Source organism: Polaromonas eurypsychrophila, from assembly GCF_014641715.1.
Lineage (GTDB): Bacteria > Pseudomonadota > Gammaproteobacteria > Burkholderiales > Burkholderiaceae_C > Polaromonas > Polaromonas eurypsychrophila.
In genome coordinates, this window is sequence record NZ_BMIG01000002.1 from 1 (window position 1) to 13,557 (window position 13,557).

At 63.3% G+C, this 13,557-nt stretch carries 10 protein-coding genes and 1 pseudogene; 3 read left to right on the forward strand and 8 right to left on the reverse strand.

The window, feature by feature from the left end; translation table 11 throughout:
- Nucleotides 1–162 precede the first annotated feature (162 nt).
- Together IEX16_RS02535 and IEX16_RS02540 are read left to right on the forward strand one after the other, a co-directional pair.
- The gene (locus IEX16_RS02535) at nucleotides 163–852 is read left to right on the forward strand and encodes a cysteine hydrolase family protein (protein WP_188706311.1); all 690 of its coding nucleotides are present in this window, start codon (nucleotides 163–165) and stop codon (nucleotides 850–852) included.
- 9 nt (nucleotides 853–861) lie between these two features.
- Nucleotides 862–1,590, forward strand: a complete 729-nt coding sequence (locus IEX16_RS02540; RefSeq protein ID WP_188706313.1) for a GntR family transcriptional regulator — start codon at nucleotides 862–864, stop codon at nucleotides 1,588–1,590.
- A gap of 43 nt (nucleotides 1,591–1,633) precedes the next feature.
- Here IEX16_RS02540 and IEX16_RS02545 read toward each other — a convergent pair whose 3' ends face one another.
- The 8 genes and pseudogenes from IEX16_RS02545 to IEX16_RS02580 form a co-directional block, all read right to left on the reverse strand.
- The gene (locus IEX16_RS02545) at nucleotides 1,634–3,250 is read right to left on the reverse strand and encodes an MFS transporter (protein ID WP_188706315.1); all 1,617 of its coding nucleotides are present in this window, start codon (nucleotides 3,248–3,250) and stop codon (nucleotides 1,634–1,636) included.
- 56 nt (nucleotides 3,251–3,306) lie between these two features.
- On the reverse strand, nucleotides 3,307–3,696 hold the full coding sequence (locus IEX16_RS02550; RefSeq protein WP_188706317.1) for a response regulator: 390 nt from the start codon (nucleotides 3,694–3,696) through the stop codon (nucleotides 3,307–3,309).
- The gene (locus tag IEX16_RS02555; RefSeq protein ID WP_229676136.1) at nucleotides 3,697–6,057 is read right to left on the reverse strand and encodes an ATP-binding protein; all 2,361 of its coding nucleotides are present in this window, start codon (nucleotides 6,055–6,057) and stop codon (nucleotides 3,697–3,699) included.
- Between the two features lie 104 nt (nucleotides 6,058–6,161).
- Nucleotides 6,162–9,098 carry a PAS domain S-box protein gene (locus tag IEX16_RS02560; RefSeq protein ID WP_188706319.1) on the reverse strand — a complete coding sequence of 979 codons (2,937 nt, stop codon included), beginning with the start codon at nucleotides 9,096–9,098 and terminating at the stop codon, nucleotides 6,162–6,164.
- Nucleotides 9,095–9,499, reverse strand: coding sequence for an Hpt domain-containing protein (locus IEX16_RS02565; protein WP_188706320.1), 405 nt, complete (start codon nucleotides 9,497–9,499; stop codon nucleotides 9,095–9,097). Before IEX16_RS02565 ends, IEX16_RS02560 begins: the two co-directional genes overlap by 4 nt.
- Nucleotides 9,500–9,608: 109 nt before the next feature.
- Nucleotides 9,609–9,791, reverse strand: a pseudogene (locus IEX16_RS19845) (M48 family peptidase); the annotation flags it as partial.
- A gap of 121 nt (nucleotides 9,792–9,912) precedes the next feature.
- Entirely contained in the window at nucleotides 9,913–11,103 is a 1,191-nt protein-coding gene (locus tag IEX16_RS02575) for an HPP family protein (RefSeq protein WP_229676137.1), read from the reverse strand.
- A 71-nt stretch (nucleotides 11,104–11,174) separates the two neighbouring features.
- Complete coding sequence (locus tag IEX16_RS02580) at nucleotides 11,175–11,993, reverse strand: M48 family metallopeptidase (protein ID WP_188706324.1); 819 nt, start codon at nucleotides 11,991–11,993, stop codon at nucleotides 11,175–11,177.
- A 37-nt stretch (nucleotides 11,994–12,030) separates the two neighbouring features.
- Here IEX16_RS02580 and IEX16_RS02585 point away from each other — a divergent pair, with 37 nt between their 5' ends.
- The gene (locus IEX16_RS02585) at nucleotides 12,031–13,434 is read left to right on the forward strand and encodes an AmpG family muropeptide MFS transporter (protein WP_188706326.1); all 1,404 of its coding nucleotides are present in this window, start codon (nucleotides 12,031–12,033) and stop codon (nucleotides 13,432–13,434) included.
- Nucleotides 13,435–13,557: the final 123 nt, after the last annotated feature.

The window sequence follows — 13,557 nt, forward strand, 5'->3', positions numbered from 1 at the left end:
CTGACAGTGTTGCACTTGGGGTTTGAGACCGCCCTTACTTTCTCTTGGCGAAGCAAGAGAAAGTGAGTTGCTGCCGGGCAACCCCCGGCTTGCCCGAAGCACTGGCCAAGCCAGCACTGGCAGAGACCCCAGCGGCAGCACGAAACTCACACCAAAGTCATCATGCAACTAACCCAGGCCCAACCCTTCCCCTACAACTTCGAACTGAAGTCCAGCGCCCTCGTGATCATCGACATGCAACGCGACTTCATCGAGCCCGGCGGCTTTGGTGAAACGCTGGGTAACGACGTGTCGCTGCTGCAGGCCATCGTGCCGGCTTGCCAGGCCGTGCTTGAGGCATGGCGCCGGGCTCGCGGCCTCGTGGTACACACGCGCGAGGCACACAAGGCCGACCTGGCCGATTGCCCACCCGCCAAACGCAACCGCGGCAACCCGGCTCTGCGCATCGGCGACAGGGGCGCGATGGGCCGAATCCTGATCGCCGGCGAACCGGGCAACCAGATCATTGCCGCGCTGGCGCCGCTGCCCGGCGAGATGGCCATCGACAAACCCGGCAAGGGTGCGTTCTACGCCACCGGCCTGCACGAGCTGCTGCAGCAGGCCGGCATCACGCACCTGCTGTTCATGGGTGTGACCACCGAGGTCTGTGTGCAGACCTCGATGCGTGAAGCCAACGACCGGGGTTATGACTGCCTGCTGCTGGAGGACTGCACTGAAAGTTATTTCCCCGCCTTCAAGGCGGCAGCCGTAGCGATGATGCGCGCCCAAGGGGCCATCGTTGGCTGGACCGCAACCAGCTCCCACTTGCTGCCTGCGCTGGCGGCCCTGCCAGCACAACCTCAACACTGCTAGAGTTCCGCCATGCACACCGCCGCCAGCCATACTGCCGCTCTCGGGGATGCGCCCGTTCACCGCTCGCGTGCCGACGAGGTGTATGAACAACTCAAGCGCGATGTTTCTGAGTTCAAACTTGTTCCGGGAGACCGTTTCACCGAAACTGAAATCAGCGAGCGCTTGGGCGTGTCGCGCACGCCGGTACGTCAGGCGTTGTTTCGCCTGCAGCATGAAGGTTTTGTCGAAGTGCTGTTTCGCAGCGGCTGGCGCGTGTTGCCTTTCGATTTCGACCAGTTTGAAGAGCTGTATGACCTGCGCATGGTGCTGGAGACCACGGCGGCGCACCGGCTTTGCGAAGACGCCTTGAAAGTCAATCCGGCGGTGCTGGATGAGCTCGTGGCCATCTGGCTGGTCAGCCCGGAGCAGCGCAGCAACGACACCGTGCAGGTCGCGCAATGGGACGAAGCGTTTCACTGCGCGCTGGTGACCGCAGCCGGCAACGCCGAGATGGCGCGGGTTCACCGCGACGTGACAGAACGCATACGCGTGATCCGCCGGCTCGACTTCACCAAGCAGCCGCGCATCGACGCCACCTACGAGGAGCACGCGAAGATTCTCAAGGCGATTCAGCGCAAGCGCGGTGATCAGGCTGCCCTGCTGCTGCGCTCACACATCCAGACCAGTCAGGCCGAGGTGCGCAAGATCACGCTGCATCAGGTGCATCTGGCGCGGCAAACGGGAGGCGGGACTGGCTGACGTGTCCTGCGGCAAGCGCCTCTGAAGTCTGCCGCGCAGGTTCCTAGCCTTCCACCACACTGCGTGCAATCACCGGCGGCGTCTCGGGCAGATGAAACGCCAGTTTGCGGTCGCGCAGTGCCACATCGCCGGCGGTCACGCGGTCAAAGCGGCGCAGGTGTTCCGTCCACGACTCGTCGGTGATTTGCTCGATGTAGCGGCCAGGGTCGGAGATGTCGCGCAGCAGTTCCCACGCGAGTGCACCCTGGCGCAGTCGGCTGCGCCGGCTCTCTTGCATGAGGGCGCGAAACTCCACCGCCTTGGCCGGATCGATCTGGTATTCGATGGTGACGCGCACATGCCCGGTCAGGGGCGGAGCGGCCGCGCTCGGCGCCTTGAACTCATGCGACGGGGTCATGTCTTCCTCGATACTGCGGTCCTTGAAGAACCACTGGGTCGCGAAGTTCGCCACAGCGCCGGTCAGCGCGGCCACCAGCATGGCGGTCGGCACGCTGCTCACGGTAGCCACCTGGCCCCAGACAGCGGCCCCGGCAGCGCTGGCGCCCATGATGGCCATCTGGAAAATCGACATGCCGCGCGCCCGCACCCAGTCGGGCAGCGCCACCTGGGCCGACACGCTCAGGGTGTTGGCGGTGGTCAGCCAGGCCGCGCCGGCCAGTGCCATTGCGGGCGACGCGACATAGATGCTGGGTGCCAGCGCCACCAGTGCGGTGGCGCCCGACTGCAGCAGCACGCCGCCCAGCACCAGCGCATCGCGCGACAGCCGCTGGCGCAGGCGCGGCAACACAAACACCAGTGCAATCGCCCCCACACCCATGGACGCCAGCAGCAGGGTGAAGGTACTGGCGCCGCCGCCCAGGCCGCGCGCTACCAGCGGTAGCAGGGCCAGCAGAGCGGTGGAGTGAAAGAAGAACAACGCCACGCGCAGCAGCACCGCACGCAGACGCGCCGACTGGCGCACAAACTGCACGCCGACGCGCATGGCGCTGACCAGCCGCTCGCGCCCGAGCGGGCTGGGCACATGTTCGCGGCGCCAGCGCATGATGACAAAGCCCGAAATCAGCGACAGCACCGCATTGAGCACAAACACATATTCGCTGCCTGCGCTGGCGATCAGTGCGCCGGCGACCAGCGGGCCGATGATGCGTGACGCATTCATGGCCAAACCGTTGAGCGCCAGCGCGGCCGGCAACTGCGTGCGCGGCACCAGTTCGGGCACGATGGCGGCAAACACCGGCCAGCGCATCGCGAGACCGACGCCGTTGGCAAAAGTCAGCGCCAAGAGCAAGGGCGCGGTCATGCCGCCCATCACGATGGTGATGCACAGAATGACGGCCACCGCCGCCACCCAGAACTGCGTGATGATGAAATAGCGCCGCCGGTCCAGGATGTCGGCCATTGCGCCGCTGGGCAGGCCCAGCAAAAACACAGGCAAGGTTGAGGCGGACTGGACCAGCGCCACCCAGATGGGCGAGGTGGTCAGCGAGGTCATCAGCCAGGCTGCTGCCACGTCGTTCATCCACATGCAGATGTTGGCCGTCAGCCAGGTGAACCACAACATCCGGAACACCGGCGAACTCAGCGGCGCCCAGGCCGACAAGGGAGCCTTATCCGATGGGGAAGCAGGGAGCGTGTTGCCGCCGGGGCTGGGTTCTGACATGGGCCTATTGTCCGCAAACTTTGGGGCGCCGTCCCGGCGGCGCGCTCACCGCCCGATCAACCGCCTTTAAGTGCCCAGATGCGGCCGATCTGGGCGGACAGCTCCATCGGATCAAACGGCTTGTGGATCACGTCGATGGCGCCAAGCGCCATGTACTGGGCCACCTCGGCCGCCTGCACCTTGGCGGTCATGAAAATCACCGGCGTCTGCGCCGTGGCCGGCAATTCCCGCAGGGCTTTCAGGGTGCTGGGCCCATCCATGCCCGGCATCATCACGTCGAGCAGCAGCAGGTCAGCGGCGGCGGCGGGCGCGGCAGCCAGCGCCTCGCTGCCGGAAGCGCAGGCGATCACGGTAAAACCGCCAACCGCCTCCAGCGCCATTTGGGCAATGGCCCGGATATCGGGCTCATCCTCGACATAAAGAATACGGGCAAGTGGTTTGGACATTCAGGAATCCTTGGAGTCAGTGGCAGGGGTGATTTTTAACACGCTCTGGATGGTGGAAAGCAACTCCTCGTTGCTGGTCTGGGCTTTGACAAGAATGGCAGCGGCGCCGCGATCATCGCCATCGGCCACATCGGTGGCAGAAAAAACCACCACCGGCGGCCGGTGCGGCAAGGCGTCGATGTCGGGAAACAGGTCCCAGCCGGAACCACCCGGCAGGCCCAAATCCAGCAGGATCAGGTCAAAGCGGTGAGCCTGCAGCTGCGCCCTGGCCTGCGGAAGCGTTGCCGCAAATTCGAAGACTGCAAAGTCCTGTGCCAGCGCAGCGGTGATACGCTGAATGTCCATATCGTCCTCCACATGCAGGATACGCGGCAAGCCGGCGGCCATGCTGGCAATTGAGCTGCGCAGGCCGCATACCAGCAGGTTTTCGTCAATGGGTTTGTCCAGCCAGTTGGAAACCGACAGCGGCTGGTTGTTGAAACGAATCTGGCTTTCACCGGCCGCTGCCGAGACCACCACAATCGGCATGTTGCTCGTGCGGGCTTCGCTGCGCAATGCCAGAATCAACGCAACACCCGCATGGTCGGTCGGCTGCAGATCCACCGTCATCGCCGCATAGGACCGCGTTGCCAGACGGGCCAGTACCTGCTGGCAGCCATGGACCGCATCAACCTCGAAGCCAGCCTTCTCCAGCATCATGCTGATCAACCGGGCGATATCCGGGTCGGGCTCGCAGACAAGGATGCGCTGTGCCGGCGCTGGCAGGTCGATCGCGGCGGGAACCGGCGCAGCTTGCCATTCGGGCAGTTCAAAAAAGAAACAGCTGCCCACGCCGGCTGTAGAAGTGAAACCGATGTTACCGCCGAGCCGCTCGACAATTGCTTTCGAGATCGCCAGTCCCAGGCCAGTGCCGCCCTTCACACGCGTATCAGAGGAGTCAGCCTGCGAAAATTTCTGGAAGATGCGCGAACGGAACTCCTCGGGAATACCCGGCCCGTGGTCACGGACCTCGATGCGCACCGATTCATCCCGCCTTGACAGCGTGACCTCGACCGCAGCCGAACGCGGGGAAAACTTCACCGCATTGGAGACCAGGTTGGTCAGCACCTGGGTGATGCGGTCGTTGTCGATGTTGACCCACAGCGGCTCGTCGGGCGCATGCAGTTGCAGGGTCACGCCATGCTGGCTGGCAAAACCCTCATTGGCTACCAGCCCCTGCTGCACCAGGGGCTGCAGCGCCACCACCTTAAGCGCCAGGCGCATCTGGCCCGATTCGATTTTTTCTGCGTCCAGAATGTCGTTGATCAACCGGATCAGCCGTTCGCAGTTGCTCCTGGCGATATCGATCAGGTTGCGGACCGCATCCGGCACGGCTCCCGCTACGCCGCCAGCCAGCAGCCCCAACGAGCCGCGAATCGAGGTCAGCGGCGTGCGCAGCTCGTGACTGACGGTGGAGACAAACTCGCTTTTCATGCGGTTCAGGCGTTTCATCTCGGTGATGTCGGTGCCCAGCACATAAAAGCCTATGGTCTGCTCGCGCTGCGCGCCCTCGCCAAACCGCGGAAAGTAATTCATGGCGTAGTCGCGCGCCTGCTGTCCGGCAACTGGCTGCAACCTTTCATAACTGACCGCCTCACCGGCCAGCGCTTTGTCAACGTGGCGGCGCACGGTCTCATATAACTCCTCGCCCATCACCTCGCGCAAGGTTTTGCCGTGGATTTGCTGCGCCGTCAGCCCAAAAACCTCTTCGTAGGCCCGGTTGTGGAAGACAAGGTGCTGCCCGGCATCGACGTAGGCAATCAAGGCCGGCACTGCGTCGGTGATCTGCCGCAACCGGAGCTCATTTTCGCTTGCGGTGTGCAGCGCAATGCTCAGGTCCTTGTTGGCGATTTCTGCCGCCGCCACAGCCGCCAAATCGCGCAGCGCCGCCCGGTCTTCCTCATCAAAGCGACGCGCAACCGGGTCGATCAGGCAGAACGTCCCGACCATGTGGCCGTTCGGACCCCTGAGCGGCATACCGGCGTAAAACCGCAGGTAGGGCCCGCCCGTCACCAGCGGGTTATCGGCAAAACGCACGTCTTTGCTGGCATCTTCAATGACAAAAAGACCATCATTCAAAATTGCGTGGCCACAAAAAGAGATATTGCGTGGCGTCTCAGGGGCATCCAGCCCCTGCCGCGATTTGAACCACTGGCGTTCATGGTCAATCAGCGACACCAGCGCGGTTTTGACGCCAAACAGTTTGATGGCCAGGCGGGTCAGCCGGTCAAAACGTTCCTCGGGCAGACTGTCGAGCAAGCGCAAGCCCTGCAATTCGGCCAGACGCGCCGGCTCATCAAAGGGTATTAAAGGTTCCAGCATGCTGCCTCTTTCAATGGAGCCGTACTGCAAGCGGTAACAGCAGCAAGGGCCCGGATATCGGGTTTGCCAGTGACATCAAGAATGCGTGCGAGCGGTTTGGACATTCAGGAATCCCTGGATTCAGTGGCAGGCGTGGCAGATTTGGCCGGAGTAGCAGGTTTGACAGAGGAGTTTTTCAACACGCGCTGAATGGTTGACAGCAACTCCTCGTTGCTGGTGTGCGCTTTGACAAGAATGGCAGCGGCGCCGCGGTCATCTGCTTCGGCGACATCGGTGGCAGAAAAAACAACCACTGGCGGATGGTACGGCAAGGCGTCGATGTCAGGGAAGAGGTCCCAACCGGAGCCCCCTGGCAGACTCAGGTCCAGCAGGACCAGGTCAAAATGCTGGGCCTGCAAAGCGACTCTGGCCTCTTGCACAGTGGTCGCAAACTCAAAGCTTGCAAACTCCTGGGTGATGGCCGCTGCAATGCGCTGAATGTCGAGGTCGTCTTCCACATGCAAAATACGCGGCCGCCCGGCGGGCACACCATGAATGGCGCCGCGCAGGCTGCGCACCATCAGTTGCTCGTTGATCGGTTTTTCAATCCAGTCGGACACGCCCAGGCCTTGATGATCCGGGCGCAGCCGCGCCTGCCCGGCGCTGACAGAAATCACCACGATGGGCAGATTGGCGATGTGGGCATTACGCCGCACGGCGGCGATCAGTGCCGCGCCGCCTTGATCGGGCAACAGCGCGAGATCCACCGTCATCGCGTCATAAGGCTGCTCACCCAACATGACCAGCGCGCGTTCAGCGCCGTGCGCCACGTCGGCGTAAAAGCCGACTTTCTCCAGCATCAGGACAATCAGGCGCGCCACGTCGCCGTCGTCCTCGCAAACAAGAATACGTGGCCGGGTACCCGGAGCGCCGGGCCTGGCCGATGCGCCCGGTATGGCTGCGGCCGGCTCTGCGATACGTGGCAACTCGAAGTAAAAAACCGTGCCGCCCCCCGGGGGATTGTCGAACCCGATGCTTCCGTCCATTCTTTCAACAATCGCTTTGGAGATGCTCAAGCCCAGGCCAGTGCCTCCTTTTTGCCGGGTGTCGGACGAATCGGCCTGAGAAAACTTCTGGAAAATGCGTGATTGGAATTCTGCTGGTATGCCGGGCCCGTGGTCCCGCACCTCCACCCGCACATGCTGCGCGCGCACGGACAGCGTGATCTCCACCACATCGGACTGGGGCGAAAACTTCACCGCATTGGACAACAGATTGGTAAATACCTGCGTGAGCCGGTCGGTGTCCACGCTGACCAGCACGGCTTCATCAGGGGCCTGCAGACGCAAGGTCACACCATGCTGCCCGGCAAAGCCTTCATTGGCAGCCATGGCTTGTCCCAGCAGGGGCTGTAGCGCTACCGTCTGCAGCGCCAGACGCATCTGGCCTGACTCGATTTTCTCAACGTCCAGGATATCGTTGATCAGCCGGATCAAACGTTCACAATTGTTCTTGGCAATGTCCACCAGGCCCTGGGCAGCCGGCGGCAGCTGGCCCGCCACCCCGCCGGCAATCAGCCCCAGGGAGCCGCGTATCGAGGTCAGCGGGGTCCGCAACTCGTGGCTGACAGTCGAGACAAACTCGGTTTTCATGCGGTCCATGCGCTTCATGGCAGTGATGTCGGTTGCCAACGCAATAAAGCCCATCACCTGGCCCTGCTGGTTCTCATCTTCGTAACGCGGTACATAGCTGACAGCGTAGTCACGCTCGCCAAGCTCCGACGAGCCTTGGGTACGCTCATAACTGACGGGCTCACCAGCCAGCACCCGCTCTACATTCGGGCGAATCTCCTGGTACATCACCTCGCCCAGCACCTCTTGCAGGGTTTTGCCCAAGATGACGCCATCGCGTGGCCGAACGACTTGGCCATAGGCCTTGTTGTGAAAAATATAGCGCCCGTCGCGGTCCAGGTAGGCAATCAGCGCCGGTACCGAATCGGTGATCTGCCGAAGCTGGTATTCGCTGGCCTGCAGCGCCTCTTCGGTGCGAACGCGCTCTGTGATGTCGTGCACGATGGCAGAAAAAAGCCGTTTGCCGGCCACCACCACATCGCCAAAAGACACAGTGACAGGAAACTCCGAGCCGTCCTTTCGCATGGCCAGCACCTCGCGGCCTGCCTCGCTGAAGCCGCTCTTGCGCGCGCGCAGGTCGTCCAGCAGCATGTCAAACTGCCCACGGTGGCGCTCGGGCATCAAGTGCGTCACCTGGCTTCCCAGCATTTCATGGCGGGTGTAGCCAAACAGCTTCAACGCGGCTGGATTGGCTTCGGTGATCACACCATCCTCGCTGGTGGTGACCACGCCCTCGGCCATGCCAAGCGTCAATGCCCGGCTCATGGCCTCGCTGTCACGCAACTTGTCTTCGGCACGTTGCTGCGTCGCATGGTAGTGGTGGATCGACTTCAGCGCACCGAGGATCAGCAGCAGGGTCAGAAGTCCCGCGCCAGCAACCAGCAGTTCGGTTTGCTGCGCGTCTGCATGGCCACCCGCCTGGGCGCGGGCCAAATCCTGCATGTTGTCGTTAACCAACGATTCTGACAGTGAGTCGATTTCTTCCTTGAGCTGGCGATTCACATCGCTATTAACCACCATGCTGGCAGCCGTCAAACCTTCTGCGCGCCGGGCCCGAACCGCCTCATCCAGCATGCCCAGACGCCGGTCAACAGAGCCAGCGAGTGCCGGCAATTTAGGGTCGGCTCCATTGACCTCATCAGCGGCTCGCAGCTGGCTCAAAACCGCAACCACCCCAGAGCGCGCGTCCTCATAACCAAACAGGTTTTCATCACTTGCCTCGATCAAAAATCTGCGCTGCGTGGACTCTGCGTTGGCCAGACTGCGCCCCACGCGCTCCAGCAAGGTGGTTGACTGCTGCAACTTCAATGATTGCTGCGCGTCATTGACCAGCTTGTCAATAGTGCTGTAGGCAGCCATCGCCACGATCAGCACCATGGCCGCACCCAACCCCAGGGCGAGGTTGATCCTCGCAGGGGTAGAGGTTTTCATGTGGCGGCTTTCGGGTTGTCCGGGCTGTTGTCGGGTGTTTGTGTCGGTGCGCCTGGCGGCACTACAGCCGCGTCCGGCAGGCTGTCCTGCAAACAGCAGATAGCGCGTTCGATCTCTGCGTGCAGCCCCGGGCCACCGGCCCCAGCCTGCGCGGCCTCTTGCAGCAGCAGTTCCAGCGCCTTGGCGGCGTGACCTGTAGCCATATAACCTAGGGTTCCGGCGGTGCCGGCCAGCGTATGCGCCAGGCGCTCCAACTGGGCCAGTGGCTCCGCTGCAGAGGGAACAGCGGCGGCAAGACGCCACTGGGCCTCGATCTGGCCTAGCTTGCCCGGCAAGCTGCGCCCATACTCCCGCCGCTGCTCATCGAGAAATTGCTGGAACAGCTGCTGCTGCGTGCTCATGCCTGGAAACGCCGCCGAAGCGGCTGCCAGGGGGCCGATTGCGCCCAGCGCAATGAGGACGAAGGATCCGAAGGGGGTTTTTGCAAAGTGCCCCTATTGGAGCACGACATCAACCCTTGCGGGCGCGCTCGTAAAGAGGGAGAACCCGGGGCAGGTTGCGCTGCATATCGGCTATGCGGGTAGCGCCTGCCGGGTGCGTACTGAGCCATTGCGGCGGCGCGCCTTTGTTGGCCTCCGCCATCTTCTGCCACAGCGTGATGCCGGCACGCGGATTGAAGCCTGCGTGGTCGGCATGGTGCCGGCGTCCAATGCCGCCCAGAGCGTCTGAAGATGCGCCAGTTTTCCCGGCAAGGCACGTTTGTAATCGATGCGCTGCGGTTCGAGAAATTGCTGAAACTGCTCTTGCGGTGTGCTCATGGTGTGGACTCGTGTGGTCGCGTCGGTGGCTCGAACAGGGCCGCCACCATGTCAGACTGGGTGATGATGCCCACAAGCCGCCCGTCGTCGCCGATGATGGGGATGTGGTGGTGGCCAGAGCCACCAAACAGCGGCACCAGATCCACCAGATAACGCTGACTGCCGGCAACCCGGACCTGGCGCGTCATGATCTGCCCCACCACCGGCGGCTTGCCGGACGGACCGATGGCTGCAAGCAGCTTGCGCAGCTTGGCATCCATGCCTTCGTAGCTTTCCAACTCGGCCGCTCGCATGAAGTCGGCAAGCGTGACGATGCCGACGATGCGGAAATCCGCGTCAACCACCGGCAAGGCCTTGATGCGGCGCTCACGCAGCAGCGCCCAGGCGTCCCGCAGCGGCGTGCTGTGGGTGACCGTGACCAGGTCGTGCGACATGACGTCTGCGCAGCGCACGCCGGCCAGCTTGCGCTGGTAAGCCTGCCACTTCATCTGCTCCAGCAAGGCCTGCAGGTCGTCGCGACTGACGTCCAGCACCTGGTTGTAACGCGCGAGTACGGCGTCGAGGTCGGCTTCGGCGTCGCGCACCTGCAGCGGTTTTTCGTGCTCCGCCAGCGCAGGGCGTTGCCGATGCGGGTAAGGGCGCCGCGTGGCATTGTTCCAGGCCATCCCGGCGAAGGCGAGCAACAAGGAATTGAGCAGCACCGGAAACACTGCGAACCAGGGGTTGGTGATGCCGCCCAGCACCATCATCAGCGCAGACGCGCCCCCCGGTGGATGCAGGCAGCGCAGCGCCAGCATCAGGGCAATGGCCACGCCCACCGCGACTGCGGCGGCGAGTTCCGGCGGACCGAGCCATCGCGCGCAGGCGATGCCGACCAGCGCCGACAGTGTGTTGCCACCGACCACTGACCAGGGCTGAGCCAACGGGCTGGACGGCACACCGAACACCAACACCGCGCTGGCACCCATGGGCGCGACCAGCCAGGGCAAGATAGCCAGCGTTGTGCCGCCGGCCAGATGGCTGAGCCCGCCCGCCAGCAGGATGCCCAGAAAGGCGCCGACAATGATGCGCCAACGCTCGCGGGCATTGATGCGGGTACGCGCCGGGCGCAGCGCCTGCAGCCACGACAAAACGCGCATCAGCAAAGGCTCGCGGGCAGCAGCAGCATTGGAAGGGGTAGGACTCATGGTGAAAATCGCAGCTTACCGCAGCGCTGGTGGGGGCAAACCCTGAAGACGGGCGCTTCGGCCCGTCAAGCTCATCCCTTGCGTGCACGCTCGTACAGCGGCATCACACGCGGCAGGTTGCGCTCCATGTCCGCAATCCGGGTGGCGCCGGCCGGGTGAGTGCTCAGCCACTGCGGTGGAGCACCCTTGTTGGCAGCCGCCATTTTTTGCCACAGCGTGATGCCGGCGCGCGGATTGAAGCCGGCACGCGCACCAAGTTCCATCCCGACCAGATCGGCCTCGGACTCATCCTCCCGGCCGAAGCGCAGATTGAGCAGTTGCACGCCGTAGCTGGCCACTGTCTGGCCCAGGTCGCCGAGTCCGAACAGCTGCGACAGCACGCTGGCGCCTATGCTGGTAGCGGCCGACTTGCCCATGCGCTCACGCGCATGTTCGCGCAGCGCATGCGCCATCTCGTGGCCCATGATCATCGCGACCTCATCGTCGGTCAGTTGCAGTTGCTCCAGAATGCCGGTGTAAAAGGCAATTTTTCCGCCGGGCATGCAAAAGGCGTTGATCTGCTTGCTGCCGATCAGGTTGACTTCCCACTCCCAGGCCTTGGCACGTGGGTTCCAGGCCACGGCGTGCGGAATGACGCGCTGGGCAATCCGGCGCAGGCGCTGCAACTGCGCATTGCTCGGGGGGGCCAGCGCATTCTGCGCCGCCGCCTCCTGCATCATCTTGGCGTATTGCTGTTTGGCCGCCTGCTCGATCTCTTCAGCCGGAACCAGCTTGGTGAAGCCGGAATTGCCCCCCACCTGAACGCCGTCGTTCTGGGCCAACGCCGGCACGGCACCCAGCAACAGGGCGGTGGACAGGGCGGCAAGGTTCAACGTCGCAGCAATTCTCATGGCATCTCCGGATTAGGTCACAGCGTATTATTCCCGCATGAGCGATACCGTATCCGAAAATCCGCAGTCCGCGCGTCATCCATCGCCGCATCCGGCCGTCGCTCTTGCGCCTGAAGCTGTGCCCGAAGTCGCCGCGGCCAAGCCGGGTTGGGGGGAGACGCTGCGGGTTTACCTTGAGGCGCCCACGCTGCGCATGCTGCTGCTGGGCTTTTCCGCCGGCCTGCCGCTGCTGCTGGTGTTCGGCACGCTGAGCTTCTGGCTGCGAGAGGCCGGCATCGACCGCACCACCATCGGCTACCTGAGCTGGGTCGGGCTGGCTTACGGCTTCAAGTGGGTCTGGGCGCCGCTGGTGGACCGGCTGCCGATTCCAGTGTTGACGCGCCTTCTCGGGCGCCGACGAAGCTGGCTGCTGCTGTCGCAGGCGGTGATCATGGCGGCGCTGGTCAGCATGGCGCTGACCGATCCACGAGCCGCGCTGCTGCCGGTGGTCTGGTGCGCACTGGCTGTGGCCTTTGCCTCGGCCACCCAGGACATTGCGCTCGACGCTTTTCGCATCGAATCAGCCGACACACGGCGCCAGGCGGCGCTGGCCGCCACCTACCAGACCGGTTACCGCATCGCGATGATCTGGGCCGGCGCCGGCGTGCTCTGGATTGCCGCGCGTGCCGAGGTGGCCGGTGGCGGTGCCTACCAGCACGGCGCCTGGCAAGCCGCCTACCTGGTGATGGCCGCCTCCATGCTGCTGGGCATGGTGACGGTGCTGTTTTCGCCAGAACCGGCTGCGCGTGAGATGCCTGCGGCGCGCAATGCCACCGAGTGGCTCAAAAGCGCGCTGATCGCGCCGTTTGCCGACTTTCTGCGCCGTTACGGCAAACACGCGCTGCTGATCCTGGCACTGATTGCCGTGTACCGCATCAGCGACGTGGTGATGGGCATCATGGCCAACCCCTTTTACGTGGACATGGGCTACACCAAGGACGAGGTGGCCAGCGTCACCAAGGTCTATGGGGTGCTGATGACACTGGTCGGCGCTTTTGCCGGCGGCGCACTGACCATGCGTTTCGGCGTGATGAAGGTGCTGATGCTGGGCGCGGTGCTGAGCGCTGCCAGCAACCTGCTGTTTGCCTGGCTGGGCTCGCGCGGCCACGACGTCCAGGCGCTGGTCTTGGTGATCTCGGCCGACAACCTGTCCAGCGGCATTGCCTCGGCCGCCTTCATCGCCTACCTCTCGAGCCTGACCAACATCAACTACTCGGCCACGCAGTACGCGCTGTTCAGCTCAATGATGCTGCTGCTGCCGAAGTTCCTGGCCGGGTATTCCGGCAGTTATGTGGACAGCTTCGGTTACAGCCACTTCTTCACTGCCACGGCGCTGTTGGGCCTGCCGGTGCTGCTGCTCGTGTGGCTGGCCTCACGCATGAAATCGCCCTCCGGCCCATGATTCACGGCTGCAAATCGCTATTAAAAACATAGCAAATTCGAACGGCTGACTGCAACGGTTTACCTAACTTTACAGTCGCTTCAACGCGACTTGTTGCGGCGGGCACAGCATGGGCTGTCCAGG